This window comes from Streptomyces sp. SID10853 (assembly GCF_010548145.1).
Classification (GTDB): Bacteria; Actinomycetota; Actinomycetes; order Streptomycetales; family Streptomycetaceae; genus Streptomyces.
The window spans coordinates 1-25652 of record NZ_JAAGLN010000086.1 but is presented as its reverse complement, the minus strand read 5'-3'; the positions used below and the strand labels follow the sequence as shown (position 1 = coordinate 25652).

Annotated in this window: 23 protein-coding genes; 7 read left to right on the top strand and 16 right to left on the bottom strand. The window is 72.1% G+C overall.

Features of this window, described 5'->3' with window-relative positions; translation table 11 throughout:
• The first annotated feature begins 213 nt into the window (after positions 1 to 213).
• The gene (locus tag G3I19_RS18220; RefSeq protein WP_164264690.1) at positions 214 to 1236 is read left to right on the top strand and encodes a bile acid:sodium symporter family protein; all 1023 of its coding nucleotides are present in this window, start codon (positions 214 to 216) and stop codon (positions 1234 to 1236) included.
• Between the two features lie 42 nt (positions 1237 to 1278).
• The gene (locus tag G3I19_RS18215; protein ID WP_164264689.1) at positions 1279 to 1980 is read left to right on the top strand and encodes a L,D-transpeptidase family protein; all 702 of its coding nucleotides are present in this window, start codon (positions 1279 to 1281) and stop codon (positions 1978 to 1980) included.
• Between the two features lie 26 nt (positions 1981 to 2006).
• Here G3I19_RS18215 and G3I19_RS18210 read toward each other — a convergent pair whose 3' ends face one another.
• The 11 genes from G3I19_RS18210 to G3I19_RS18160 form a co-directional block, all read right to left on the bottom strand.
• Positions 2007 to 2564, bottom strand: a complete 558-nt coding sequence (locus G3I19_RS18210; protein ID WP_164264688.1) for an arginine repressor — start codon at positions 2562 to 2564, stop codon at positions 2007 to 2009.
• A gap of 7 nt (positions 2565 to 2571) precedes the next feature.
• A complete protein-coding gene (locus G3I19_RS18205) occupies positions 2572 to 3768 on the bottom strand; it encodes an acetylornithine transaminase (protein ID WP_164264687.1) in 1197 nt (398 codons plus the stop codon).
• The gene (argB, locus tag G3I19_RS18200) at positions 3765 to 4688 is read right to left on the bottom strand and encodes an acetylglutamate kinase (RefSeq protein ID WP_164264686.1); all 924 of its coding nucleotides are present in this window, start codon (positions 4686 to 4688) and stop codon (positions 3765 to 3767) included. Before argB ends, G3I19_RS18205 begins: the two co-directional genes overlap by 4 nt.
• Entirely contained in the window at positions 4685 to 5836 is a 1152-nt protein-coding gene (gene argJ / locus G3I19_RS18195; RefSeq protein WP_164264685.1) for a bifunctional glutamate N-acetyltransferase/amino-acid acetyltransferase ArgJ, read from the bottom strand. The genes argB and argJ overlap by 4 nt, the downstream gene beginning before the upstream one ends.
• Positions 5837 to 5894: 58 nt before the next feature.
• Positions 5895 to 6923 carry an N-acetyl-gamma-glutamyl-phosphate reductase gene (gene argC / locus G3I19_RS18190; RefSeq protein WP_164264684.1) on the bottom strand — a complete coding sequence of 343 codons (1029 nt, stop codon included), beginning with the start codon at positions 6921 to 6923 and terminating at the stop codon, positions 5895 to 5897.
• 215 nt (positions 6924 to 7138) lie between these two features.
• Positions 7139 to 7660 (bottom strand): Repetin, encoded by a 522-nt coding sequence (locus tag G3I19_RS18185; RefSeq protein ID WP_239074491.1) that lies wholly within the window; start codon positions 7658 to 7660, stop codon positions 7139 to 7141.
• A 62-nt stretch (positions 7661 to 7722) separates the two neighbouring features.
• The gene (locus G3I19_RS18180; RefSeq protein ID WP_164264682.1) at positions 7723 to 8427 is read right to left on the bottom strand and encodes a Clp protease N-terminal domain-containing protein; all 705 of its coding nucleotides are present in this window, start codon (positions 8425 to 8427) and stop codon (positions 7723 to 7725) included.
• Positions 8428 to 8484: 57 nt separating this feature from the next.
• A complete protein-coding gene (gene car / locus G3I19_RS18175; RefSeq protein WP_164264681.1) occupies positions 8485 to 12036 on the bottom strand; it encodes a carboxylic acid reductase in 3552 nt (1183 codons plus the stop codon).
• 102 nt (positions 12037 to 12138) lie between these two features.
• The gene (locus tag G3I19_RS18170; RefSeq protein ID WP_343235134.1) at positions 12139 to 13404 is read right to left on the bottom strand and encodes an MFS transporter; all 1266 of its coding nucleotides are present in this window, start codon (positions 13402 to 13404) and stop codon (positions 12139 to 12141) included.
• A complete protein-coding gene (locus G3I19_RS18165) occupies positions 13401 to 14111 on the bottom strand; it encodes an FCD domain-containing protein (protein ID WP_164264680.1) in 711 nt (236 codons plus the stop codon). The genes G3I19_RS18170 and G3I19_RS18165 overlap by 4 nt, the downstream gene beginning before the upstream one ends.
• A gap of 121 nt (positions 14112 to 14232) precedes the next feature.
• On the bottom strand, positions 14233 to 15108 hold the full coding sequence (locus G3I19_RS18160; RefSeq protein WP_239074489.1) for a class I SAM-dependent methyltransferase: 876 nt from the start codon (positions 15106 to 15108) through the stop codon (positions 14233 to 14235).
• A gap of 47 nt (positions 15109 to 15155) precedes the next feature.
• On the opposite strand from G3I19_RS18160, the gene G3I19_RS18155 reads away from it, so the two are divergent.
• Entirely contained in the window at positions 15156 to 15743 is a 588-nt protein-coding gene (locus tag G3I19_RS18155; protein ID WP_164264679.1) for an XRE family transcriptional regulator, read from the top strand.
• A 77-nt stretch (positions 15744 to 15820) separates the two neighbouring features.
• Here the strand turns inward: G3I19_RS18155 and G3I19_RS18150 are convergent, their stop codons facing one another.
• Both G3I19_RS18150 and G3I19_RS18145 read right to left on the bottom strand, forming a co-directional pair.
• Entirely contained in the window at positions 15821 to 18235 is a 2415-nt protein-coding gene (locus tag G3I19_RS18150) for an excinuclease ABC subunit UvrA (protein ID WP_164264678.1), read from the bottom strand.
• A 182-nt stretch (positions 18236 to 18417) separates the two neighbouring features.
• Positions 18418 to 18774, bottom strand: a complete 357-nt coding sequence (locus G3I19_RS18145; protein WP_164264677.1) for a VOC family protein — start codon at positions 18772 to 18774, stop codon at positions 18418 to 18420.
• Positions 18775 to 18947: 173 nt separating this feature from the next.
• On the opposite strand from G3I19_RS18145, the gene G3I19_RS18140 reads away from it, so the two are divergent.
• On the top strand, positions 18948 to 19448 hold the full coding sequence (locus tag G3I19_RS18140) for an SRPBCC family protein (protein ID WP_164264676.1): 501 nt from the start codon (positions 18948 to 18950) through the stop codon (positions 19446 to 19448).
• 23 nt (positions 19449 to 19471) lie between these two features.
• Here G3I19_RS18140 and G3I19_RS18135 read toward each other — a convergent pair whose 3' ends face one another.
• Positions 19472 to 20029 (bottom strand): TetR family transcriptional regulator C-terminal domain-containing protein, encoded by a 558-nt coding sequence (locus G3I19_RS18135; protein ID WP_164264675.1) that lies wholly within the window; start codon positions 20027 to 20029, stop codon positions 19472 to 19474.
• A 168-nt stretch (positions 20030 to 20197) separates the two neighbouring features.
• Here G3I19_RS18135 and G3I19_RS18130 point away from each other — a divergent pair, with 168 nt between their 5' ends.
• Entirely contained in the window at positions 20198 to 21355 is a 1158-nt protein-coding gene (locus tag G3I19_RS18130; RefSeq protein WP_164264674.1) for an FAD-dependent monooxygenase, read from the top strand.
• 4 nt (positions 21356 to 21359) lie between these two features.
• Here G3I19_RS18130 and G3I19_RS18125 read toward each other — a convergent pair whose 3' ends face one another.
• The gene (locus tag G3I19_RS18125; protein WP_164264673.1) at positions 21360 to 21935 is read right to left on the bottom strand and encodes a histidine phosphatase family protein; all 576 of its coding nucleotides are present in this window, start codon (positions 21933 to 21935) and stop codon (positions 21360 to 21362) included.
• 87 nt (positions 21936 to 22022) lie between these two features.
• On the bottom strand, positions 22023 to 23459 hold the full coding sequence (locus G3I19_RS18120; protein WP_164264672.1) for a PLP-dependent aminotransferase family protein: 1437 nt from the start codon (positions 23457 to 23459) through the stop codon (positions 22023 to 22025).
• Here G3I19_RS18120 and G3I19_RS18115 point away from each other — a divergent pair.
• Complete coding sequence (locus G3I19_RS18115) at positions 23458 to 24402, top strand: DMT family transporter (RefSeq protein WP_164264671.1); 945 nt, start codon at positions 23458 to 23460, stop codon at positions 24400 to 24402. The genes G3I19_RS18120 and G3I19_RS18115 overlap by 2 nt on opposite strands.
• A gap of 142 nt (positions 24403 to 24544) precedes the next feature.
• A complete protein-coding gene (locus G3I19_RS18110) occupies positions 24545 to 25405 on the top strand; it encodes a 3-hydroxybutyryl-CoA dehydrogenase (protein WP_164264670.1) in 861 nt (286 codons plus the stop codon).
• Positions 25406 to 25652: the final 247 nt, after the last annotated feature.

Here is a 25652-nt window from a genome sequence, read left to right as displayed (position 1 = left end):
GGCGGCCTGTGCGGTGACCAGGCGCGGACCTGCGACGGCGCCCGGCCTCGCGGAGCTGGTGGCGTTCCTGGGCGACGACCCGCTCGCCGAGCGGCTGGCCGCCCTGTCCACGCGGCCCTGGACCGCCGCACCGCCGGCCCGCACAATCGATGTAAAGACCACATAACGAGACGGGATTGCGTCGGAGTGCGCGAGCAGCGTTGCATCACACAGGTGCAGAACGAACAGGTGATCCAGGAATCCGCCGGCCCCGCCGGTCAGACCGACTCCACCGACCGGGCGGCCCGCCGCGCGGTCACGGTGTTCCCGGTACTCGTCCTGGTGGCCGGGGCGATAGGTCTCGCGTCACCGGACACCTTCGCGGGGTGGAGCGTCTCCGTCCCCTATCTGCTGGGCGTGGTCATGTTCTGCATGGGGCTGACCATGACCAAGGTGGACTTCCAGGGGGTCGCGAAGCGGCCGTGGGCGGTGGGCCTCGGGCTGGTCGCGCACTATGTGATCATGCCGGGTCTCGGCTGGCTGATCGCCCATGTCCTGGGCCTCTCCCCGCAGTTGGCGGCGGGCGTCATCCTGGTCGGCTGCGCGCCGAGCGGTACGGCCTCCAACGTGGTCACCTATCTGGCGCGCGGCGACGTGGCCCTCTCGGTCTCGGTGGCCACCGTCTCGACGGTCCTCGCCCCGCTGGTCACACCGCCGCTGACACTTCTCCTGGCCGGCGCCTATCTGCCGGTCGACGCGGGCTCGATGATGACCGACATCCTCAAGACGGTGCTGCTGCCGGTGCTCGCGGGGCTGCTGGTGCGGTTCCTCGCGGGCCGTTACGTGGACCGGGTGCTGGGCGTGCTGCCCTGGCTCTCCGCGCTCACCGTGGCGGTCATCGTCATGGTCGTGGTCGGCGGCAGCGCCGCGGCCATCAAGTCGGCCGCCGCGCTGGTGCTGCTGGCCGTGGTCCTCCACAACGGTCTCGGGCTGCTCCTCGGGTACGGAGCGGGCAAGGCGGCCGGTCTCGGGAAGCCGGGGAGCCGCGCGATGGCCTTCGAGGTGGGCATGCAGAACTCGGGGCTCGCCGCTTCCCTGGCCACCGCCCACTTCAGCCCGCTGGCGGCGCTGCCCGCGGCGATCTTCTCGGTCTGGCACAACGTGTCGGGGGCACTGGTCGCGGCCTGGATGTCGTACCGGTCCCGCAAGGCCGGGGCGGTCTCCGAGACGGTTGAGCGTCTGCCCCGGACGGAGTAGCAGCCCGGGCGGTGCGCCCGGCCGCCGCGTACGGTCCGGAGCATGCGCAGATTCCTGGTGGCAGGTGCGGTTCTGCTGGCCGTCGCTGGTTCCCTGGCGGCCCGGCCGGCCGGTGACCGTCCCCTGCCGGAGCGGCTCGCCGACACCGGCGGCGGCTCCCAGCTGATCACCGCTGAGGCCCCGTCGCTGCACTCCACCACCGGCACCCTGACCTGGTGGGACCTGCGCGACGGGCACTGGCAGAAGACCGGCTCGGCCGCGGCCCGCTTCGGGGCGAAGGGGCTGGCCGACGGCGCGACGCGCAAGCAGGGCACGGACACCACACCCACCGGCATCTACGGCCTGCCGTTCGCCTTCGGGATCAAGGCGGCCCCCGCCGGGACCCGTTACCCCTACCGGGCGGTGAAGGCGAGTTCCTGGTGGTGCGAGGACAACGCGTCCACCGCGTACAACCGCTGGGTGGACCCGCTGCCCGCGGACTGCCGGGCCGGTGACGCGGAGCGGCTGAGCAGCTACCCGACGCAGTACGCGCGAGCCCTCGTCATCGGCTTCAACTACGCGCGGCCGGTGCACGGCCGGGGCGGCGGGATCTTCCTGCACGTCAACGGCGCCGGCGCGACGGCCGGTTGTGTGTCCGTTCCGGCGGCGTCGGTCGACCGGATCCTCACCTGGGCCGACCCGGCGCGCCGTCCGCACATCGCGATCGGCACCAGCTCGGGGCCGACCGCGGTGACCAACTACTGACCCCAGCGGCCGGACCGGCCGTGCTCTCAGCGCGGGTTCTGGGCCAGCCGCAGCAGATGGTCGGCGAGCGCCTGGCCGCCCGCCGGATCCCGGCTGATCAGCATCAGGGTGTCGTCCCCTGCGATCGTGCCGAGGATGTCGTGCAGTTCGGCCTGGTCGATGGCCGATGCGAGGAACTGGGCGGCGCCGGGGGGCGTACGCAGCACCACCAGGTTGGCCGACGCCTCCGCCGAGATCAGCAGCTCGGAGGAGAGCCTGCGCATCCGCTCCTCCTTGGCCGACTCGCCGAGCGGGGCGTGCGGTGTGCGGTAGCCGCCCTCGCTGGGCACGGCGTAGATCAGCTCACCGCCGGTGTTGCGGATCTTCACCGCGCCCAGTTCGTCGAGGTCCCGGGAGAGCGTCGCCTGAGTGACGCTCAGCCCGTCGTCGGCGAGGACTCTGGCGAGCTGGCTCTGCGAGCGCACCGGCTGCCGGTTGAGGATGTCCACGATCCGGCGGTGGCGGGCGGTCCTGGTCTGCGGCACGGACGGCCCGCCGTGCTCGGTGTCCTGCACCTCGTGCTCGGTCTGCTGCGCCTCGGTCATCGTCGCCTCATTCTGCGGATTGTTCTTCCCCGTTCGCCTCGTCGAGAACGCCGGGCAGCGCCTGGAGGAACGCGTCCACCTCGCGGTCGCCGATGATCAGCGGCGGCATCAGCCGTACGACATCGGGGCCGGTCACGTTCACCAGGAAGCCTGCGTCCTGAGCCGCCTGCTGCACCCGGTGCGCGCGGGACTCGGTGAGCACGATACCCAGCAGCAGTCCGGCACCGCGGACATGGCCGACCAGGGGGTGTCCCAGCGCCTCGATTCCGGTGCGCAGCTTCTCGCCGGTGCGCTTCACCCGGTCGAGGATTCCGTCCGTGCGGACCGTGTCGAGCACCGCGATTCCGGCGGCGCACGCCACCGGGTTGCCGCCGAAGGTCGAGCCGTGGTGACCGGGGTGCAGCAGCTCGGCGGCCGCGCCGAATGCCACGGTCGCGCCGAGCGGGAGCCCGCCGCCGAGGCCCTTGGCGAGGGTGACGACATCGGGGTCGACCCCCTCGTGCGCCTGGTGCTCGAACCAGTGGCCGGTGCGCCCGATCCCGGTCTGCACCTCGTCGAGCACCAGCAGCGTGCCGGTGGCCCGGGTGATCTCCCGGGCGGCCCTGAGGTAGTCGGCGGGCGGTACGACGACACCGTTCTCGCCCTGGACCGGTTCGATGATGACGAAGGCGGTGTTCTCCGTGACGACCGCGCGCAGCGCTTCCGCGTCGCCGTACGGGACATGGGTGACCACGCCGGGCAGCGGCTCGAAGCCGTTCTGCTTGCCCGGCTGTCCGGTGAGCGAGAGCGCGCCCATCGTCCGGCCGTGGAAGGCGCCCTGGGTGGCGACCATGTGCGTACGCCCGGTGAGCCGGCCGATCTTGAAGGCCGCTTCGTTGGCCTCGGCGCCGGAGTTGGCGAAGTACACCCGGCCGGTGCGGCCGAACGCCTGCAGCAGCCGCTCGGCGAGCGCGACGGGCGGTTCGGCGATGAAGAGGTTGGAGACATGGCCGAGCGAGGCGACCTGCCGCGAGACGGCCTCGACGACCGCGGGGTGGGCGTGGCCGAGCGCGTTGACCGCGATGCCGCCGACGAAGTCGGTGTAGGCGGTGCCGTCGGCGTCCCACACGGTGGCGCCCTCACCTCGTACCAGGGAGAGCTTCGGCGTGCCGTAGTTGTCCATCAGAGCGCCCTGCCAGCGCTGTGCGAGTTCCTGGTTGCTCATGACTCCCCCTCGGTGGCGCCAGTGGTTTCTGTCGCGGTGTCCGGCACGACCATCGTGCCGATCCCCTCGTCGGTGAAGATCTCCAGCAGGATGGAGTGCTGGACCCGCCCGTCGATGACGCGGGCGGTGGTGACGCCGTTGCGTACGGCGAAGAGGCAGCCCTCCATCTTGGGGACCATGCCGCTCGCCAGCTCGGGGAGCAGCTTCTCCAGCTGCTTCGCGGTGAGCCTGCTGATGACGTCGTCGCTGTTCGGCCAGTCCTCGTAGAGGCCCTCGACATCGGTGAGGACCATCAGGGTCTCGGCGTTCAGCGCGGCGGCCAGTGCGGCGGCCGCGGTGTCGGCGTTGACGTTGAAGACGTGGTGGTCGTCGGCGCTGCGGGCGATGGAGGAGACGACGGGGATACGGCCGTCCGCGAGGAGCGCCTCGATGGCGCCGATGTCGATCCCGGTGATCTCGCCGACCCGGCCGATGTCGACGGACTCGCCGTCGATCTGCGGGAAGTGCTGGACGGCGGTGATCGTGTTGGCGTCCTCGCCGGTCATGCCGACGGCGAACGGGCCGTGCTGGTTGAGCAGTCCGACCAGTTCGCGCTGGACCTGGCCCGCGAGGACCATCCGTACGACGTCCATCGCCTCGGGCGTCGTCACGCGCAGCCCGGCCTTGAACTCGCTGACCAGGCCGTGCCGGTCGAGCTGTGCGCTGATCTGCGGGCCGCCGCCGTGCACGACGACCGGCTTGAGTCCCGCGTGCCGCAGGAAGACGACGTCCTGGGCGAAGGCGGCCTTCAGCTCGTCGTCGACCATGGCGTTGCCGCCGAACTTGATGACCACGGTCTTGCCGTGGTGGCGCGTCAGCCAGGGCAGCGCCTCGATGAGGGTCTGTGCCTTGGGGAGCGCGGTGTGCTTACGGGTGCTCATGAGCTGTACGCGCTGTTCTCGTGGACGTAGTCGGCGGTGAGGTCGTTGGCCCAGATCACGGCCGAATCGCCGCCCGCCGCGAGGTCCGCGGTGATGGTGACCTCGCGGTACCGCATGTCGACCGTGTCGCGGTCCTCGCCGACCGATCCCTTCTTGCAGACCCAGACGCCGTTGATGGCGACGTTCAGCTCGTCGGGCTCGAAGGCGGCGGACGTGGTGCCGATCGCGGAGAGCACCCGGCCCCAGTTGGGGTCCTCGCCGTGGATGGCGCACTTCAGCAGGTTGTTGCGGGCGATGGAGCGGCCCACCTCGACGGCGTCGTCCTCGGTGGCCGCGTTGACCACCTCGATCCTGATGTCCTTGCTGGCGCCCTCGGCGTCGCCGATCAGCTGGCGGGCCAGGTCGGCGCAGACGGTGTGGACGGCCTCGGCGAACTCCGCCTCGCCTGGCACCACTTCGGAGGCGCCGGATGCCAGCAGCAGCACGGTGTCGTTGGTGGACATGCAGCCGTCGGAGTCGACCCGGTCGAAGGTCGTACGGGTGGCGGCGCGCAGCGCCCGGTCGAGCACGGGGCTGTCCAGGTCGGCGTCGGTGGTGAGCACGACGAGCATGGTGGCGAGGCCGGGGGCGAGCATGCCCGCGCCCTTGGCCATCCCGCCGACGCTCCAGCCGTCCCCGCCGGCGACGGCGGTCTTGTGGACGGTGTCGGTGGTCTTGATGGCGATGGCCGCCTTCGCGCCGCCGTGCGGGGAGAGTTCGGCGGCGGCCCGCTCGATACCGGGCAGCAGCTTGTCCATGGGCAGCGGCAGACCGATGAGGCCGGTCGACGCGACCGCGACCTCGCCCGCGTTGGAGCCGAGGACCCCGGCCACCTTCTCGGCGGTGGCGTGGGTGTCCTGGAAGCCCTTGGGCCCTGTGCAGGCGTTGGCGCCACCGGAGTTGAGGACGACCGCCCCGACGGTCCCGCCCTTGAGCACCTGCTCGGACCAGAGGACCGGCGCGGCCTTGACGCGGTTGGAGGTGAAGACTCCAGCGGCGGCCAGCCGGGGCCCGGTGTTGACCACGAGGGCCAGGTCCGGGCCGCCGCTCTCCTTGATCCCGGCGGCGATGCCCGCCGCCGTGAATCCCTTCGCTGCCGTGACGCTCACTGCATCTCCTCGTTCGCCTCTGTCCGTACGTGCCGGGCCGCGGCCCCGCCGGCGCCGCTCACGGCGCCACTCCGATCGTGGAAAGCCCTCGGTCCTCGGGGAGTCCGAGGGCGATGTTCATGCTCTGCAGGGCGCCGCCCGCGGTGCCCTTGGTGAGGTTGTCGATGGCGCTGACGGCGACGATCCGGCCGGCGGCGGCGTCGTACGCGACCTGGATCTGCACGGCGTTGGAGCCGTGGACGGCGCCGGTCGACGGCCACAGTCCCTCGGGGAGCAGCTCGGTGAACGGCTCGTCCGCGAGGGCCTTCTCGTACACGGCGCGGACCGCTTCGGCGCTCACTCCGGGCCTGGCCTTCGCGGTGCAGGTGGCGAGGATGCCGCGCGGCATCGGCGCGAGGGTCGGGGTGAAGGAGACGGTGACCTGCTCGCCGGCCGCCGCGCTGAGGTTCTGGATCATCTCGGGGGTGTGGCGGTGGCCACCGCCGACGCCGTAGGGCGACATCGAGCCCATCACCTCGGAGCCGAGCAGGTGCGGCTTGGCCGCCTTGCCCGCGCCCGAGGTGCCGGAGGCGGCGACGATCACCGCTTCGGGCTCGGCGAGACCGGCCGCGTACGCGGGGAAGAGCGCGAGGGACACCGCTGTCGGGTAGCAGCCGGGAACGGCGATCCGCCTGGACCCGGCGAGGGCGGCCCGCCCGCCGGGCAGCTCGGGCAGACCGTACGGCCAGGTCCCGGCGTGCGGGGAGCCGTAGAACCGCTCCCAGTCCCCGGCGTCCTTGAGCCGGAAGTCGGCGCCCATGTCGACGACCAGGACGTCGTCACCGAGCTGCTCGGCGACGGCGGCGGACTGCCCGTGCGGGAGCGCGAGAAAGACCACGTCGTGTCCGGCGAGGACGTCAGCGGTGGTCGGCTGGAGCACCCGCCCGGCCAGCGGCCGCAGATGCGGCTGCAGGGCGCCGAGCGTCTGCCCCGCGTTGGAGTTGCCGGTGAGCGCACCGATCTCGACATCCGGGTGGCCGAGCAGCAGGCGGAGGAGTTCCCCGCCGGCGTATCCGCTTGCCCCTGCCACCGCTGCACGTACCGCCACCGAAACCTCCTCGTCGATGGCATGACTATACGCATTGCTGCACTTTTATGCAATGAGACCGCGATGGGGCGGCCGGGCACCGGCCGGACACGTGTCCGGCCGGTGCGGACCAGGTCGGCGACGGCCCGGCCGGCATGTTCTTCGAGGGCGCCGGCGCGGCGCCCTGGTGACGCGCACGGCAGTCGTCCGGACTGCCCGCTCACAGCAGCGGGACCTCAGAGCCCGGGATCGAACGGCGCGACGGTGAAGCCTCCGTCCTCGACGGTTTCGATCGGTGCGGAACTCAGGCACGGCGCGACGTCCATGCTCGCGGGATCACCGCCGGCGGCCCAGCTGTAGCCCAGGCGCTGCGGGTGCGTACCGGCGTCGACGGTGAAGCCCACGCGCCAGCCCGCCCACCCGGCGATGTCGGTGCGGGTGATGACACCGGTCGCCACGGCGACAGCCCCACCGGAGAGCAGACAGTCGATGCGCCCGGTGGCGTAGCCGCCGCCCGCACCGACGTTCCCGCCGTAGTGGCTGAAGCCGAACGTGCCGTGGGCCTTTCCCGCCAGGCCATGGGCGTCGAACGCGAAGTGGATGTCGTCACCGGCCTTGCGGTGGAGCTTGGCCGCACCGGTCAGTCCCGGCTCGTCCACCACCGTCCGCGGCGCCTCGTCGGCCGCCGCCGTGACACCACAGACGACGGTGAGTACGAGTCCTGCGGTCAGCACACGTGCGAGGCGGCCTCGGTACATGAATCCCATGGGCATCATGTCGACCGCGGGAGCGGGGACCTTGAGCGATACGGCTCGCCTCGTTACCGCTCGTCGCGCGCGGCGAGCCGTTCGGCGATCTCCCTCCTGACCGTCTCGTGCAGCCCGTCCCGCGTGAAGCCGAGGGAGCGCAGGATCTGTGCGGCCGGGCTCTCGTCGGCGCGGATCAGGCCCAGCAGGGTGTGCTCCGTGCCGACCCAGTCGTGACCGAGATCGACCGACGCGCGGCGCGCCTGGTCGATGGCCTCCTTGCTCTCCGGGCGGAACGCGATGTGGCCCCGCGGCGCCTTCTTCCCGGCCGGCGGCAGCGCCCCCCCGACCGCGTCGCGGATGCGCTGCTCAGGCCCGGCCTCCGCGATCAGCACCTCGTACGCCAGGCCGCGCGGCTCACCGAGCAGGCCGAGCAGGATGTGTTCGGTGCCGATGAAGTCGTGCTTGTGCGTACGGGCGGCCTCCTGCGCCAGCACGATGCTGTGCCGGTTGAGATTGGTGTACCGGTCGAACGCGGATGGTGTGTGGCGCTGCTGGGCGGCCTGCTTGGTCACCCCGATGGCGTCGCCGATCTCGGTCCATGACGCGCCGGTCTGCTTGGCCTTGCTGACGTAGTGGTCGATGAGCTGGTCACCGAGGTCCGACAGGGTCTGGGCGCGCAGCCGCGCCTCGCTGATACGGGACAGTTCGTCGGCTCCGGGGAGTTCCTCGTCGAGACGGGCGATCAGGTCGGCGAGGCTGATGTCGAGTGGACTCATGCGTCAAGAGTAAGTTGACGCACAGGAGTCGTCAACCTCTTCTTGACGATCGTCCGGTCACAGCAGGTCCTGTGCCCGGAGGTCCGCCACGTACTTGGTGATCAGGTCCTGCGACAGATGGGGGATGTCGTTCTCGTCGTTGAGACCGGCGGCCCGCACGGCCGCGCGGAACCGGTCCGCAGGCAGGGCAGAACCGGGCAGGGGCTCCTGCGGCCGTGCGAAGGCGTGCAGCAGGGGAAGCAGCGAGTGCTGCCGCCGGCGGTCGGGCAGGCCGCGCAGGGCTGTCCCGAAGCGGGCGAGCCACTCGTCGTAATCGCGGATGCGCACCAGCGGGTGTCCTGCCGCCGCCAGCCAGTCGACGCAGGTGTCGAGTGAGATCCCGTCCTCGTGCGGGTTCACCACGTTGAACGTCCGGTAGCCCTCGCGTGCGCGGTCGCCCAGCGAGGCGACGGCCCGCGCTGTGAAGTCCACGGGAAGTGCGTCGTAGTGCCCGGCGCCGCCACCCGTCCCCCCGGCGTAGAAACTGCCCGGGGCGATGCCCGTCGCCAGCAGGCTCAGCAACAGGCGCGTGAACACGTCCGGGATGTTCAGCTGGCCCCGGTAGCGGGGGTGCGCCAGGATCAGGTTCGAGCGGAACACGGCGACCGGCAGCCCGAAGGTGTCGTGCGCCTCGCGCAGCAGCACCTCGCCCGCCCATTTGCCGGCCGCGTAGCCGTTCGCGTAACCGCTGTCGAGGTCGCGCACCCCGCAGACCGTGCGGATGTCGGCCGTCTCGTCGGCCGCCGCCTCGGAACCGAAGGCGACCGCGACCGTCGACAAGTAGGTGAACTGCTTGATCCGGGAGGTGACCGCGAGCCTGATCAGTTCGGCCGTACCCAGCACATTGGGGCCGAACAGCTGGTCGTACGGCAGGACATGGTTGACGAGCGCCGCCGGGTGAACGATCAGGTCCACGGTGTCGGCCAGCCGCTGCCAGGTCTCGTCGCCGAGCCCGAGCCGGCTCTCGCCCACGTCACCGGCGACCACCTCCAGATGGCCGGCCGCCAGGTCGCGGTAGTGGCGCAGGAGTTCCGGGTCGCCGCTGTCGAAAGCCGCGTCGAGCCGCGCCGCGGCCTGCTCGTCGGTACTGCCGCGGACCACGCACACCAGCCTGCCGCCGCGCTCCGCGACGCGCTCCAGCCATTCGAGGCACAGGAAGCGGCCCAGGTAGCCGTTGGCGCCGGTCAGCAGGACCGTCCGCGCCTCGGGCAGCGGACCGGCCGGCCTGCCGGCCTTCGCCACCGTCTCCGTGGAGAGGAACGCGTCCAGCGACAGGTCGCCCGCCATCAGCCGTGTCGCACCCGGACCGTGGACGCCTGCGGCGGTGGGACGGTGGTGCCCCGGCGCGAGCGCCTGCTCGATGTGATCGGCCACCCGCTGGAGCGTGCCGACCGGGCTGATGACGACGTCGACGGGGACATCGACGTGGAAGATCTCCTTGAGCAGCTGGGAGAACGACAGCGCGGAGAGGCTGTCACCGCCGAGTTCGGTGAAGCGTGTGCCGGGCCGCACATCACCCTGCTGGTGTCCGAGCAGCGCCCGGGCGGCCCGGAGCACCGTCTCCCGTACCGGGCCGGCCCGACCGGTACGGCGCAGTGCCTGGAGTTCGTCGCTCTCGCGCTCGGTCAGCTCGTCGTAGAGCGCTTCCAGACGGTCGCCGTAGCGCTTCGTCAGTGCGGGGCGCAGCAGCTTGCGCATCCCGGAGAGCAGCCCGTTCTGCCCGCTGAACGGCTCGGTCTCGACGAGGAAGTCCCGTGGTATCTCGTACGAGTTGAGGCCCGCCTCGGTCGCGACACGTCGCAGGGACTCGCTCAGGACCGCCCGGAGACGCCGGGTGTCGCCCCCGGCGCGGTCGAGCGCGTCCTGGGCGGGGACGATGACCGCGAGCAGGTAGGCGCGTGCGCTGTTGCCGTACACGAAGACCTGCCGTACGGCCGGACTGCCGGTGAAGAGGGCCTCCAGACGGGAAACGGCCACGAACTCGCCCTGTGACAGCTTGAGGACGTGGGAGCGGCGGTCGACGTACACCAGCTCGTCCGGGCCGACACGGGCCATGATGTCGCCGGTGCGGTAGAAACCGTCCTCGTCGAAGACCTGGGCGGTGGCGTCCGGCCGCCGGAAGTAGCCGGGGACGAGCCGGTCGGACCTGATCAGCAGTTCGCCCCTGGGGTGCGGCGAGTCGGTACGGAAATATCCCAGCTCGGGCACGTCCGCCAGTCTGTGGTCGGTCACCGGAGGACGCAGCACCCGGCCGTCGAGCGAGACGATCCCGGCCTCCGTCGACCCGTAACCGTCGCGCATCCTGACGTGCAGGCAGCTCTCCACGAACGCCGTCATCTCCGCGCTCAGCGGAGCCGATGCGTTGACGGCCCACAGGAGGCGCCCGCCCAGGGTCCTCTCCCGCAGCTCCTCCTTCGCACGGTCCGCCTGCCGGGCCGCGTCATCTCTCCGCTCGCCCTCCCCTTGCCCTTCCTCGTGCCGGCGGGTCAGCTCGCCCTGATAGCGCTGGAAGAGCATGTCGCAGATGCGGGGCACCATGAGGAACTCGGTGGGGCGGATCAGGGAGAGGTCGTCGAAGAGGGTCGACAGGTCGCTCGACGCGACGAAGTACGCGGTGCCGCCCTTGGCGAGCGTACTGAACAGCACGCCCCGCCCCACCATGTGGCTCAGGGGCATGTAGTTGAGCACGATGGACGGGCGCAGCTCCTGGCCGGGCACGAAGTCGACCCAGAACCGCGTGACAAGACGCTCGGTGTACATGGCGCCCTTGGGCGTGCCTGTACTGCCCGAGGTGTGGATCAGCGTGCTGAGCGCGTCGGCCGTCCGCTCCGCGGCGCTCCGGGGAGCGGACGGCAGCGTCCTGCCCCGCTCGACGACCGATGCCAGTGTGTCCAGGGCCACGCCCCTTCTCTGCTCGGCGAGTTGGCCGTGCGCGGATTCCAGCGCCTCCCGGTGGGCGGTGGCCTCGGGGTGGACGCCGAATACGACGATCCTGCCCAGCGACGGGGCGTCCGCCGCGACCTGGAGTGCGACATCGAGGTGTGCCACGTCCACCGCGAGCAGGCGCGGTGCGGTCTGCGCGACGATGGGCGACAGGTGCCCCGCAGCGGCACCCGCCTGGAGGGGGACGCACACCGCACCGGAGCGGACGCAGGCCAGATCCACCGTGGTGAAGTCCGCGCCCGTGTGGCCGAGTACCGCGACGAAGTCGCCGGGGCCCACGGCGTGGCCGGGGTGGTGCTGCCACTCGGAGGCCACCGCGCCCGCCCGTTCCCACAGTTCGCCGTAGGTGAGCGTGTCGAACCGTCCCAGGAGGCGCAGCGTGGTGCGGCCCGTGTGCGGGTCGGTGACCGGCTCGGTGGCACGTTCGCCCACGGCGGGACGGTCGGCGTACCCCTCCATCACGGTGGCCACCAGTTCGGCGAGCGGCAGGTCCGGCTGCCGGATCGCCTCGGTGACGGTGTCGAGCGGCGCTGCGGCGCGGAACTGCTGATCTGTCGCGTACAGGTGAGCGGCACGCCGGGCGGTACGTGCGCCGAGCTCGTCGGCCGGGGGCTGTGAGGCAGTCATGGGGTGTCTCCTTCGTGGCCTTGGAGGCAGGGAGAGGAAGGGAAAACCAGGGGAGAGGAAGGGAAGAGCAGGGAGTTGGCCGCGGGTCGTATCCGCAGACGCTCAGCGGGCGGACCGGCCCACTTGGCGGTCGCGGCCCGCGCCGTATCCGGCACCGGCCATGGCGACACTGAGGACCACCAGGGCGACGAGCGGGAAGGTCCAGCTGTCCATGGTGTCGTGCAGGACGCCGAGCAGGAGGGGCCCGGCCGCCGCGACGAGGTAGCCGACGGACTGCGCCATGCCCGCCAGGGCGGCGGCTTCACCGGAGCTGCCGGCGCGTTCGCTCTGGAAGGTCAGCGCGAGGACGAGGCACACGCCGCCGCCCAGACCGAGCAGGGTGCACGCCAGGACGGACAGCGCGGGGACGGACACCAGCACGGCGAAGCCGGCGGCCACAAGGACCGAAGCCCCGGCCGCCGTCCAGCGCTGGTCGCGCCGGCCCCGGGTGAGCAGGGGCAGGAGGCTGCTGGCCGCCAGGGCGATCAGCTGGTAGTAGAAGAGCATCCACCCGGCCGCGGTGCTGGTGGTGCCACGGCGGATCAGAATGCTGGGCAGCCAGGCGACGGCGGTGTAGAAGGCCAGGGACTGCAGGCCCATGAATACGCTGACCTGCCAGGCGATCCGCGACCGCCACGGGACCTGACTGCGGGTCACGCCGGTGGAGGCCAGGGGTCTGTCGCCCCGCGTGCGGGGCAGCCACGCGAGGAACGCCGCGACGGTGAAGGCGATTCCCCAGGCGAGTGCGGTGTGCCAGGAACCCGGCAAGGTGTGGGAAAGCGGCGCGGAGATCCCGGAGGAGACCGCGGCCGTGACGCCCATGACGGTGACGTAGAGGGCGCTGACGCCCTGAATGCGGTGGGCGGGGACGCTGCGCCTGATCAGCGCGGGCAGCAGCACATTGCCGAACGCGATGGCGGCGGAGAGGATCACGGTCCCCGTGAAGAGGCAGATCACCGAGGGCACCGACCGGATCGCGGTTCCGGCGGCCAGCGCCCCGAGGGCCGCCACCAGCAGCCGTGCGGTGCCGAAGCGGTGCGAGGCTCTGGCCACCAGAGGCGATGTCGCGGCGAACGTCAGCAGCGGGAGGGTGCTCAGCAGCCCGCCCCAGCTCGGTGTCAGGCCGCTGCCGTGCTCGATCGCCGGCAGGAGCGTACCGACACCCGTGAGACCGGTACGCAGGTTCGCCGCCACGAGGCAGATCGCGAAGACGAGCCCGACCGACACGGCGGGCCGGGTGATGTCGCCGGCCGGCGGCGCCGGTAAGGAGGGCCGGCCCGGTCCCGATGTGCCGGGCCGGCCCGGTATCGGGGACGACTCCTTGTTCACCGCTCCTCCCCCGCTGGTGATGTCTCCGCCTGGTGGTCGCCGGTGAGCCGCACGATCGCGGCTGCCGCGCCACGGGCGCCGCTCTCGTCCCCTGCCTCGATCGCGTCGACGAGCCGCCGGTGCAGACCGGCGTGCTCCTCGGCGCGGGCGGCATCCCAGGGCAGGCCGCCCAGCGAGGCGGTGAGAGCCGTACCGAGGTAGTCGTACACCTCGACCAGGAGGTCGTTTCCGCTCGCCCGGACGACGGCCCGGTGGAACAGGGCGTCGACACTCCTGGCCGCGGACGGGTCCGCTCCGGCGCAGGCCGCGTCGGCGTCGTCCAACAGCTCGTGCAGCTGGTGCAGTTGGTCCTCGCTGCGACGCAGGGCAGCGGCACCCGAGGCGTACTCCTCCAGGACGGTACGGAGTTCGAGAACGTTGTCCCGCTGCGCGGAACTCGCCCGCCTGACCATGACCGACTGGAGCTCGCTCGACGCGCGGACGTACGTGCCGTCCCCGACGCGGGCCTCCAGCAGGCCCAGGTGGACGAGGGCGCCGAGCGCCTCGCGCAGCGTGCTGCGTCCGACCCCGAGCTCCTCGATGAGGGCCTGCTCCGGCGGGATACGCGTACCCACCGGCCATCCACCGGCCTCGATGTGCGAGCGGAGGCTGTCCACGAGCTGCGAGGACAGGCTTGCCGTCCTCCGCGGTGTGCTGATGCGCTTCATGACGGCAGACTACACAAACATCAGACATTTGAACATCACAGGAGAAGAGGCAGGCCGGGGCAGGGCCGGGCCCGGGTCGGCGAGCCGGGCGACGGTGACGGTGACGGGCAGCGGCGGACGGTCAGGGCTTTCGGACGACCCATGTGGTGCGGGTGGTGCGGACCGTGAGGTCCTGGCGCTGCAGCACCCCGAGCGGCCCGCCGCTGCCGATCACCGTGTCGAGTGCGGCCAGGTCGTCCGCGGACAGCAGTGCTCCGGCGTGGGACCGCAGTTTGCGCAGGCACACCTGGGCATACCGGTTCGTCTCCGGCGGCAGCGGGGCGGCCAGGGCGATGGCGAAGGGCCGCGTGGCCACCGGCCTGAAGCCCGCCGCGGCGAGGTGGCCGCTCCAGTCGGCCGGGGGCCGGGTGTCCGTGGCGGCGTGCAGGCGGGCTTCGAGACCCGGCCGCCCGGCGCCCGCGTCATCGGGCAGGAAGCGGGGGAAGAAGTCCATCTCCGTCACGGCGAGCAGACCGCCGGGGCGCAGCCCGGCGAACGCGCGGGCCAGGCCCTTTCCCGGCTCCCCGAGGTGGTGCAGGAAAGCCGCCGCCCAGATGAGGTCGCAGGGGCCCGTACGCGGCCACTCCCGGTCGAGGTCCGCCTGCCGTGTGCCGATCCGGTCCGAGAGCCCCTGGGCCGCGGCCCTGCGGGTGAGCCGGTGCAGCATCTGCGGCGAGTGGTCCACCGCTGTCACGGTGGCACCGGGGAAGCGGCGGGCGAGCGCGAAACTGCCGGTGCCGGGCCCGCTGCCGATGTCCAGGATGCGCGTGGGCGCACGGTCGGTGAAGCCGGCGAGCCAGCCGGTCAGCTCGGCGGTGTACGTGTGCAGCACCGCGGCGTCCAGCTCCAGGAGCTCCGCCATGGCGACGTCCTCCGGGGCTGCGCCCGGGTGACCCGTGTGACCGGAGGTGTGGTGGGAGGCGTGGCCGGAGGGGGCGTGGTGCGGGTCGGTACTCATACGCCGACGGTAGGCCGGTCCTGCCGGGCCGTCATACGCTCTTGCCCATGCAGCAAGAACCCGACTCCGCTCTGGACAGCACCGTCCGCCTGCGGATCCGCGGGCTGCGCCGGGCCCGCGGCTGGTCGCTCGACAATCTGGCCGAACGCGCCGGCATCAGCCCTTCGCAGCTCAGCCGTATCGAGACGGGTCACCGCCGGATCAACCTCGATCAGCTGGCGGCCATCGCCCGCGCACTCGGCACCTCCCTCGACCAGCTCGTGGAGCCCGTCAACGACGCGGACGTCGTCATCCGCCCCCAGCAGGACGAGCGGCGCGGGCTGACGACCTGGCTGCTCAGCCGCGACGACGGCCCCGGTGGGATGACCGTCGCCAAGATGCGTATCACCGCCGGGGGCGCCGGACCCGTCGCGCCCGACGATCTCGGTGTCCATCCCGGCAGGGACTGGTTCACCGTGCTCTCCGGCACCGTGGTCCTGCACCTGGGCGGGCGCGCCATCCGGGTGGAGGCCGGGCAGGCGGCCGAGTTCCCGACGATGGTCCCGCACGCGCTCCGCTGCCACGGCGGACCGGCCGAGATCCTCTGCATCCTCGATCACGAGGGCCGGCGGAGCCATCTGAACGCGCGGAAGTGACCCACCCTGACAGCGCGGGCTGCCCCCGGACAGCCGCGCGCCGTCAGGCAGCCACGTCGTCGGGCCTGCCCACGCCGTCAGGCACCCACATAGGCCGCGAGGTGCTCGCCCGTGAGGGTGGAGCGGTCACTGACCAGGTCCGCCGGGGTTCCTTCGAAGACGATCCGGCCGCCGTCGTGGCCCGCGCCGGGGCCGAGGTCGATGATCCAGTCGGCGTGCGCCATCACCGCCTGGTGGTGCTCCACGACGATGACCGACTTGCCGGAGTCCACCAGCCGGTCGAGCAGACCGAGCAGTTGCTCGACATCGGCGAGGTGGAGGCCGGCGGTCGGCTCGTCCAGTACGTAGACACCGCCCTTCTCGGCCATGTGGGTGGCCAGCTTGAGCCGCTGCCGCTCGCCGCCGGACAGCGTGGTGAGCGGCTGGCCGAGGCTGAGATACCCGAGCCCGACGTCGGCGAGCCTGCCGAGGATCGCGTGCGCGGCCGGAGTGCGCGCCTCCCCAGCGCCGAAGAACTCCCGCGCCTGGGCCACCGACATCGCGAGCACCTCGCTGATGTCGCGGCCGCCGAGGTGGTGGTCGAGAACCGCGGCCTGGAACCGCTTCCCCTCGCACTCCTCGCAGACGCTGGCGACGCCGGCCATCATCGCCAGGTCGGTGAAGATGACGCCCGCGCCGTTGCAGTGGGGGCAGGCGCCCTCCGAGTTGGCGCTGAACAGCGCGGGCTTCACACCGTTGGCCTTCGCGAACGCCTTGCGGACCGGGTCGAGCAGCCCGGTGTACGTCGCCGGGTTGCTCCGCCGTGAGCCACGGATCGCCTCCTGGCCGATCGACACCACGCCGTCGTCCGCGCGGATCGACCCGTGCACCAGCGAGCTCTTGCCCGAGCCCGCGACACCGGTCACGACCGCGAGGACGCCGAGCGGGATGTCGACGTCGACATCGCGCAGATTGTGGGCCGTCGCCCCGCGGATCTCCAGCTTGCCGGTGGGCGTACGCACCTTCTCCTTGAGCGCGGACCGGTCGTCGAAATGGCGGCCGGTGAGGGTGTCACCGGCCCGCAGCCCCTCGACGGTGCCCTCGAAGCAGACGGTGCCGCCCTCCGTACCCGCGCCGGGACCCAGGTCGACCACGTGGTCCGCGATCGCGATCGTCTCCGGCTTGTGCTCCACGACGAGCACCGTGTTGCCGTTGTCCCGCAGCCGTAGCAGCAGGTCGTTCATCCGCTGGATGTCGTGCGGGTGCAGGCCGATGGTGGGCTCGTCGAAGACATAGGTGACATCGGTGAGCGAGGAGCCGAGATGGCGGACCAGCTTGACGCGCTGCGCCTCGCCGCCGGACAGCGAGCCCGACGGCCGGTCGAGCGAGAGGTAACCGAGGCCGATCTCCACGAACGAGTCGAGGGTCTGGCGCAGTTTGGCGATGAGCGGCGCCACCGACGGGTCGTCGACGCTCCTGACCCACTCGGCCAGGTCGCTGATCTGCATCGCGCACGCGTCGGCGATGCTGGTCCCGCCGATCCGCGAGGACCTGGCCGCCTCCCCGAGCCGGGTGCCGTCGCACTCGGGGCAGACGGTGAAGGTGACCGCCCGGTCCACGAACGCCCGGATGTGCGGCTGCATCGCCTCCCGGTCCTTGGAGAGCATCGACTTCTGGACCCGGGGGATCAGCCCCTCGTAGGTCATGTTGATGCCCTCGATCTTCATCCGGGTCGGCTCGCGGTGGAGGAAGTCGTGCAGCTCCTTCTTGGTGTACTTACGGATCGGCTTGTCCGGGTCGTAGAAGCCCGACCCGCTGTACAGCCGGTAGTTCCAGCCGCCCGCCTTGTAGCCGGGGACGGTGATCGCGCCGTCGGCCAGCGACTTGGAGTCGTCGTAGAGCTGGGTGAGGTCGATGTCGGTGACGGCGCCCCGGCCCTCGCAGCGCGGGCACATACCGCCGGTGACGCTGAAGCTGCGCCGCTCCTTCACGGTCCTGCCGCCGCGTTCCATGGTGACCGCGCCCGCTCCGCTGACCGAGGCGACGTTGAAGGAGAACGCCTGCGGCGAGCCGATGTGCGGTTTGCCGAGGCGGCTGAAGAGGATCCGCAGCATCGCGTTGGCGTCGGTCGCGGTGCCGACCGTGGAGCGCGGGTCGGCGCCGATCCCTCCCCCAGCTCTTCGACCAGGGGATACCCCGTGCTGGTCGACGATGATCGCGGTCGTCAGCCCTTCGAGGACGTCGACGTCGGGCCGCCCCAGCATCGGCATGAAGCCCTGCACGAAGGCGCTGTAGGTCTCGTTGATCAGCCGCTGCGACTCGGCGGCGATCGTGCCGAAGACCAGTGAACTCTTGCCCGAGCCTGACACGCCGGTGAAGACCGTCAGCCGGCGCTTCGGGATCTCGACGCTGACGTCCTTGAGGTTGTTCACCCGCACACCGTGTACGCGGATCAGGCCGTGACTGTCGGCGATGTGCGACGCAGGCGGCTGTTCGCCCGTCCTCCTGGCCATGCTTACCGTCTCTCCATCTGTCGGACCTCCGGGGGTCCCGCTGCGGGACCTCCGGGGTCCCGCAGCCGGGGTCCCCGGCTTCTGCCGCGGGGCTCTGCCGCGCTGTTGCGGGGCCCTGCCGCGGGACTCTGTCGCGGACAAGGGCCGGTCATCCTGTCACGGGACTGGACGGCCCTTGTCCGTCACCGGTCCTGGAGCAGGCCCAGCACGTTGCCGTCGGGGTCGGTGAACGTGGCCACCAGGCGGCCCCCGCCGACCTCGTGCGCGGGCTCCTTCAGCACGGCACCCGCGGCGGTCACCTCGGCCAGCTTGGCCTCGATGTCCGGCACCTCCCAGTAGGCGACAGGAGCGGTCATGCCCTGCTCCGCCCCGCCGGGCACAAGCCCGATGTGCTGGCCGCCGGCCTCGAAGCCGACGTAGTAGGACTCGTCGGCCACCGGCGCCACGCCGAGCAGGGCCGTGTAGACCGACTTGGCCGCCGCCAGGTCGGAGACGGGGTGCAGCACGGTCTTGATTCCCTGGGCCGCCGGTCCGGTCATGATCGCTCCTGAAGTCGTGGGCCGCGGCCACCCTGTGTGCGCGCCGGCCTCCATGCACTTCACGCTAATGCGGCTCGCGCCCCCGTGCTTCTCGATTCCTGACCGGTTGGCGGTCGGCACTGACACCGTTACTACCGACCGGTAGGGTCGAGGGCCCGAGGAACGGAGCCACCGTGGCCCGCACATTCTCAGTGTCCGCCAGCATCGACGTCGAAGCCGCACCGTCCGCGGTGTACGAGCAGGTCAGCAACCCCGCACTGATGGGGAGGTGGAGCCCGGAGAACCTCGGGGCGACGCTGAGCGGGACGGACACCGCCGCATTCGTCGGCATGACCTTCGACGGGCACAACAAGCGCGGGGCCTTCCGCTGGACGACGCGCTGCACGGTGACGGCGGCCGACCCCGGCGAGCGGTTCGCGTTCCGGGTGCACGCCATCGGGATCAAGCGGCCCCGGCTGCGGGGGCCCATCGCCACCTGGGAGTACCGCTTCGAGAGCACCGCTACGGGCACGAAGGTCACCGAGACCTGGACGGACGACCGGCGCGCCTGGCCTGACTTCGCGGCCAACGCCTTCGACCGGATCGCGACCCGCGGCTACGTCTTCGCGGTGTTCCAGCAGAAGAACATCCGGACCACGCTGCGCAATCTCAAGGCGGCACTGGACCCGGCCTGACCGGGCGCCGCCGCCACCGCGCGTCAGCGCAGGGCCGCCGCGATCAGCCCCTGGATCTCCTCGCGCGGCACACCCCCGCCGCCCACCAGCCGGTCGAAGATCAGCCCGTCCACGCAGGCCAGCAGGGTCAGGGTGCGTCCCTCGGCGTCGGCGACGCCCCGCGCGGCGAGGAAGGCGCGTACGGCGTCACGCGCCGCGTTCTCGCGCGGGACGAGGATCTCCCGCAACTCCGGGTGGCGTACGCCCTCGACGGCACACGCGTACCGGGCGAGCGACCGGCGGCGCCCCTCGCCGCCGAGCCGGCCTTCGGCGAACACGGCGACGGCTTCGGCCAGTTCACCGGCGTCCCGCGGCACAGGCGCCGTCTCCCCCGCCTCCTGGAGCTCCGCCTGGTCCAGTGCGACGAGCCGGCGGACCAGCGCCGTGAGCAGCGCTTTCCTGCTGCGGAAGTACGCCGATGTGGTGCCGGGCGGCAGACCGGCCGCCCGTTCCACCGCACGGTGGGTCAGGCCGCGCATCCCCTCGTCGGCGAGTACCCCGATGGCCGCGTCGGCGAGGACCGTGCGTCGATCTCCAGTCATGCCCCTCTTTCTACACCCGTTTCCGCACCCGCTTTCTACATCCGTAGAAAGCGCGTAGTACGCTCGCCCCACGGCTCTTTCTACAGCTGTAGAAAGAGCTGCGCGCACAGGCGCGGACGGCGGCCGGGCAGGGAAGGCCGGCGGCCCGGGACCGAGGGAGAGACCGGCATGGGGAACAGCGCGGTGGTGATCGGCGGCGGTATCGGCGGGCTGGCGGCCGCGATCGGCCTGCGGCGTATCGGCTGGGAGGTGACGGTCGTCGAGCGCGCCCCGGTCCTCGGCGATGCGGGCGCCGGGATCTCCCTCGCGGCCAACGGCATCCGCGCCCTGGACGCCCTGGGGGTGGGCGATGAGGTACGCGGCGCTGCCCGGCCGCAGTACACCGGCGGCACCCGCAGGCCGGACGGCAGATGGCTCGCCCGGATGGACGGCGCCGCCCTGGAGCGTGCGCTCGGCACTCCCATCGTCGGCATCCCCCGTGCCACGCTGCACCGGCTGCTGCGGGCCGCGCTGCCTCCCGGGTCTCTTGTCGTGGGTGCCGATGTGACCTCCGTCGACCGCTCCGACCCGGCCCGGGTGCTGGTGCGCCACGGCGACACCGTGCTCGGCGCGGATCTGGTCGTGGCGGCGGACGGCATCGCGGGCCGGGTGCGCGGCGGCCTGTTTCCCGGGCATCCGGGCCCCGTCCACTCCGGTTCGACCGTGCTGCGCGCCATCACGGAGCACCCGGTCGGGCTGCGGTCGGACTTCGAACTCACCTGGGGACGCGGCGCCGAGTTCGGCCATATCGCCTTCACCGACGGCCGGGCCGAGTGGCATGCGGTGGTCAACTCCCCGGCCGGGGTGCGCCACACGGACCCGCTCGCCGAGGTACGGCGCAGGTTCGGCGGCTGGCACGACCCCATCCCCGCCCTGCTCGACGCGACCCGCCCGGACGCCGTCCTCCACCACGACGTCGGCGAGCTCGTCACCCCGCTGCCCTCGTACGCCGTGGGCCGGGTCGCGCTGCTGGGCGATGCCGCGCATGCCATGACGCCCCATCTGGGCCAGGGCGCCTGCCAGGCGCTGGAGGACGCGGTCACCCTGGCCGCCGCGCTCGCCGGTGCGGGCACGGTGGAGTCCGCGCTCGTGCGGTACGACGCCGAGCGCCGGCCCCGCGGCCAGTCGGTGGCCCGGGCCGCCCGGCAGGCCGGCCGGATGGGACAGCGGCTCAGCCACCCGCTCGCCGTGTCCCTGCGCAACACGGCGCTGCAGCTCGCCCCGTCACGTACCGCGGTACGGATGGTCCTGCGGCACGCCGACTGGACACCGCCCGCACTGCCCTGACGGGTCAGCGGGCGGCCGTCTCCAGGCGCAGGCTCCAGCGGCCCGGCAGACCGGTCAGGGTCGCCGTCGAGAGGGGCGGCACATCGACGTTCCAGTACGTCGACGGCGGCGCCTTCAGCGCGTAGACCAGGGCGGCCCGGACGACGGAGGGTTCGGCGACCGCGACGATGGAGCCGTCGCACGGCGGGCGGGTCTCCAGCCAGTTCCCTATCCGGGAGATGAAGCCGAGGAGCGATTCGCCGCCGTGCGGGGCGGAGCGCGGGTCGGAGAGCCAGACGTCGACCGCCGCGGGTTCGCGCGCCGTCACCTCCGCCAGGGTGAGCCCGCGCCACCGGCCCATGTCGCAGTCGCTCAGGGCGGGCTGGAGCAGCGGGGCGAAGCCGAGTGCGTCGCCGGTGGCGCGGCTGCGCGCGGTGGGCGAGCAGTAGCGCAGCTCGGCCGCGGCCAGCGGCACCAGGAAGCCCGCCGAGAGCTGCACCTCGTGCCAGCCCGCGTGGTCGAGTGGCCGGTCGTCGTCGAAGCGCTCGGCGAGCCGGGACGAACTGCGTGCGGCGGCGACCAGCGTGACGCGAACGCTCATGGGCGCGATCGTGCGACCGAAACCCGGACGGGTCAAGAGGCGGCGGCGAACCGGCCGGGCCCGCACAGCCCCCGGGGAGGGCAGCTTCTAGCCGAGCACCTCGTCGCACGCCGTACGCAACCGCCGTACCCCTTCGGTGATCTCGCCCTGCCCGGCCACCCCGGCGAAACTGAGCCGCAGATGCGGGGCGGGCGGTTCTGCGGAGAAGTAGGGGCGGCCCGGTGCGACGGCGACGCCCGCGCGGAGCGCCGCCGAGACCACCGCCGCCTCGTCCGTGCCGTCGGGCAGCCGCAGCCACAGGTGGTAGCCGCCGCTGGGGACGTACGGGAGGTCCAGCTCGGGAAGGCCGGCGCGGAGCGCGGCGGTCAGCGTGTTCCTGCGGTCCCTCAACTGGCCGGACACAGAGCGCAGATGACGGTTCCACGCGGGCGAGCCGACCAGTTCCACGGTGGCCTCCTGAATCGGGCGGGGGACGAAGAAGCTGTCGACGACCTGGATCGAGCGCAGCCGTTCGTACACGGGCCCCCGGGCGGCCAGCACCCCCACCCGCAGGCTGGGCGACGTCGCCTTGGTGAGCGAGCAGACATGGACGACCACTCCGTCGTGGTCGTCGGTGGCCAGCGGTCTCGGCAGGGGGCCCGCGTCCTCGTGGACGAGCCTGCGGACGAAGTCGTCCTCGACGACGAACGCCCCCGCCTCGCGGGCGATCCGCAGGACCTCCGGGCGGCGGGCGTCGCTGAGGACAGCCCCGGTCGGGTTCTGGAAGAGCGGCTGGCAGACGAAGACCCGGGATCCGGTGGCACGGAACGCGTCGGCGAGCAGCGCGGGGCGTACGCCGTCGGAGTCCACCGGCACCGGCACGGGCCGCAGCCCCGCGGCCCGTGCGACGGCCAGCATGCCCGGGTAGGTCGGGGATTCGACGAGTACGGATGCACCCGGCGGGGCGAGGGCGCGCAGGGCTGTGCTGAGCGCGCTCTGGCCGCCGGCGGTGACCAGGACGTCGGCCGCGGTGACGAGTCCGCCGATCCCGCGTGCGAACCACTCGCGCAGCTCGGGGATCCCGTCGACGGGCGGCCTCCCCCAGGCGCCCGGCCTGCGGCCCGCCCTGGCGAGGGCGGCGGCCATGGCCTGCTCCGGCTGGAGCGAGGCGTGCAGATAGCCGCCGTTGAACTCGATGACGCCAGGTGGCGGCGCGGCGAGCGTGACCAGCACCCCGGAGGCGTCCACGGCGCGCGGGGCCGCGTCCGTCGCGCCGTCGGCGCTGAGCGCGATCTCCTGCCAGGAGGTGTCACCGGGGCGTGCGGTGTCCTTGCGGGGCCGCGCCCGGAACGCCCCGGCGCCCGGCCGGGTCACGACGAGCCCCTCGGCGGCGAGCTGGGCGAGGGCCCTGGAGACGGTCACCGGGCTGACCCGGTAGGACTCGACCATGGCCCGGCTCGACGGCAGCTTTCCATCGACCGGATAGCGGTGCAGCTCCGCTTTCAGCGATTTCACCAGTGCGGCCACGCTGCTACTCTCGTACATGAGAGTACAGAATAGCGCTACCGGCGATCCCTCGATAGCAGTCGGCGGCAGGGACGCAGGCACAGCGGGCGGGACCGGCCACGCGGGCCGCAACGGCACTCTGCTCGCCGGACTCGGTGTCATCGCCTTCTCGCTGACGTTTCCCGCGACCGCCTGGGGCCTTGAGGGCTTCGGGCCCTGGTCGCTCGTCTCCGTACGCTGCGTGCTCGCCGCCCTGCTGGCGGGCGGCGCCCTGCTCGCCCTGCACGCCCCGGTCCCCGAGCGGCGGCACTGGGCCGGTCTGGCCGTGGTGGCCGCCGGGGTGGTCCTGGGCTTCCCGCTGCTCACCACGCTCGCGCTGCAGACGTCCACGACCTCGCACGCCGCTGTGGTGGTGGGGCTACTGCCGCTCACCACGGCCGCCTTCTCCGCACTGCGGACCGGCGCACGGCCGTCCCGCGCCTTCTGGGCCGCCGCGCTGGCCGGAGCGGCCGTGGTGATCGCCTTCACCGTGCAGCAGTCCGGTGGCGCGGTGTCCACGGGTGACATGTATCTCTTCGGCGCCCTGCTGATCTGCGCCGCGGGTTACACCGAGGGCGGCCGGCTGGCCCGTGAGATGCCCGGCTGGCGGGTGATCGGCTGGGCGCTGGTCCTCTGCCTGCCGCTGGCCGTGCCGGCCACCGTCGTGGCGCTGGCCATCGAACCCGTCCACCTCACCGGCCACAGCGTCGCCGGGGTGCTCTGGGTGGCCGCGGGCTCCCAGTTCCTCGGGCTTGTGGTCTGGTACCGGGGCATGGCGGAGATCGGGGTGGCCAGGGCCAGCCAGCTCCAGCTCGCCCAGCCGCTGCTGACCCTGGTCTGGTCGGTCCTGCTGCTGGGCGAACATCTCCCGGTGGCCGCTCCGGTCGCCGCCGTCGCGGTCCTCGTCTGTATCGCGGTCACTCAGCGTTCCAGGACGAGATGACAGTAAAAGTCCCGTTCTGTGCAGTGAGCGATGGTTAACCCGGCGCCCCGGCCACCCGCAGGTCAGGAGTAACGTCTGGGGGCCGGGCGGGCGCCGGAACCATACGGGGTACTCGCCCGCGACGATCTGCGAAAGGCTGGATGTGACCGACATCGAACGCGTCGGAGTGGTGGGCTGTGGCCAGATGGGCGCGGGGATCGCAGAGGTCTGCGCCCGCAGCGGCCTGGAGGTGATGGTCGCCGAGACCACTGGTGAGGCTCTGGAGATCGGCCGCACCCGGCTGCACAACTCTCTCTCGAAGGCCGCGGAGCGCGGGAAGATCACCGAGGAGGAGCGCGACGCGACGCTCGGCCGGCTGAGCTTCACGACCGACCTCGGGGAGTTCGCCGACCGCGACCTCGTCATCGAGGCCGTCGTGGAGAACGAGCAGGTGAAGACGGAGATCTTCCAGGTGCTCGACCAGGTGGTGACCCGCCAGGACGCGATCCTGGCCTCCAACACCTCCTCGATCCCGCTGGTGAAGCTGGCTGTCGCGACCTCCCGGCCCGACCAGGTCATGGGGATCCACTTCTTCAACCCGGCCCCCGTGCAGCAGCTCGTCGAACTGATCCCGGCGCTGACCACGTCCGAGGAGACGGTGACCCGCTCCGAGTCGCTGGTGCAGGACATACTCGGCAAGCACGCCATCCGCGCCCAGGACCGCTCGGGCTTCGTGGTCAACGCCCTGCTCATCCCGTATCTGCTCTCCGCGATCCGGATGTTCGAGTCGGGCATCGCGAGCCGTGAGGACATCGACAACGGCATGGAGATGGGCTGCGCCCACCCGATGGGGCCGCTGAAGCTCGCCGACCTGATCGGCCTCGACACGGTCGCTTCCGTCGCCGACTCGATGTACGCCGAGTTCAAGGAGCCGCTGTACGCCGCTCCCCCGCTGTTGCAGCGCATGGTCGACGCGGGACGGCTCGGCCGGAAGACCGGGTCGGGCTTCTACCCGTACACCTGACACACACGGGGTACGCACACGGTCCCGCACGGGATACGCACGGCCCCGCGCGGGATACGCACGAGACCTGACGGGTCACCGGGGCGGCGGCCCGGCGAGGGCGGCGGCCACCTCCGCCCGGCCGGGCTGTCCCGCCCTGGCTCCGACCCGGGTGCAGGACAGCCCGGCGGCGACGGACGCGAACCGGGCCGCGTCCAACGGCCGGGAACCGCGCTCCAGTTCGGCCAGGTAGCAGCCCACGAAGCAG

Bases quoted from the DNA above. Each gene is read 5' to 3' on its own strand.
- G3I19_RS18215 (WP_164264689.1), top strand. From the start codon at position 1,279: ATGCGCAGATTCCTGGTGGCAGGTGCGGTTCTGCTGGCCGTCGCTGGT.
- G3I19_RS18210 (WP_164264688.1), bottom strand. From the start codon at position 2,564: ATGACCGAGGCGCAGCAGACCGAGCACGAGGTGCAGGACACCGAGCAC.
- G3I19_RS18205 (WP_164264687.1), bottom strand. From the start codon at position 3,768: ATGAGCAACCAGGAACTCGCACAGCGCTGGCAGGGCGCTCTGATGGAC.
- argB (WP_164264686.1), bottom strand. From the start codon at position 4,688: ATGAGCACCCGTAAGCACACCGCGCTCCCCAAGGCACAGACCCTCATC.
- G3I19_RS18185 (WP_239074491.1), bottom strand. From the start codon at position 7,660: ATGTACCGAGGCCGCCTCGCACGTGTGCTGACCGCAGGACTCGTACTC.
- G3I19_RS18180 (WP_164264682.1), bottom strand. From the start codon at position 8,427: ATGAGTCCACTCGACATCAGCCTCGCCGACCTGATCGCCCGTCTCGAC.
- car (WP_164264681.1), bottom strand. From the start codon at position 12,036: ATGACTGCCTCACAGCCCCCGGCCGACGAGCTCGGCGCACGTACCGCC.
- G3I19_RS18165 (WP_164264680.1), bottom strand. From the start codon at position 14,111: ATGAAGCGCATCAGCACACCGCGGAGGACGGCAAGCCTGTCCTCGCAG.
- G3I19_RS18160 (WP_239074489.1), bottom strand. From the start codon at position 15,108: ATGAGTACCGACCCGCACCACGCCCCCTCCGGCCACGCCTCCCACCAC.
- G3I19_RS18155 (WP_164264679.1), top strand. From the start codon at position 15,156: ATGCAGCAAGAACCCGACTCCGCTCTGGACAGCACCGTCCGCCTGCGG.
- G3I19_RS18150 (WP_164264678.1), bottom strand. From the start codon at position 18,235: ATGGCCAGGAGGACGGGCGAACAGCCGCCTGCGTCGCACATCGCCGAC.
- G3I19_RS18145 (WP_164264677.1), bottom strand. From the start codon at position 18,774: ATGACCGGACCGGCGGCCCAGGGAATCAAGACCGTGCTGCACCCCGTC.
- G3I19_RS18135 (WP_164264675.1), bottom strand. From the start codon at position 20,029: ATGACTGGAGATCGACGCACGGTCCTCGCCGACGCGGCCATCGGGGTA.
- G3I19_RS18130 (WP_164264674.1), top strand. From the start codon at position 20,198: ATGGGGAACAGCGCGGTGGTGATCGGCGGCGGTATCGGCGGGCTGGCG.
- G3I19_RS18125 (WP_164264673.1), bottom strand. From the start codon at position 21,935: ATGAGCGTTCGCGTCACGCTGGTCGCCGCCGCACGCAGTTCGTCCCGG.
- G3I19_RS18115 (WP_164264671.1), top strand. From the start codon at position 23,458: ATGAGAGTACAGAATAGCGCTACCGGCGATCCCTCGATAGCAGTCGGC.
- G3I19_RS18120 (WP_164264672.1), bottom strand. From the start codon at position 23,459: ATGTACGAGAGTAGCAGCGTGGCCGCACTGGTGAAATCGCTGAAAGCG.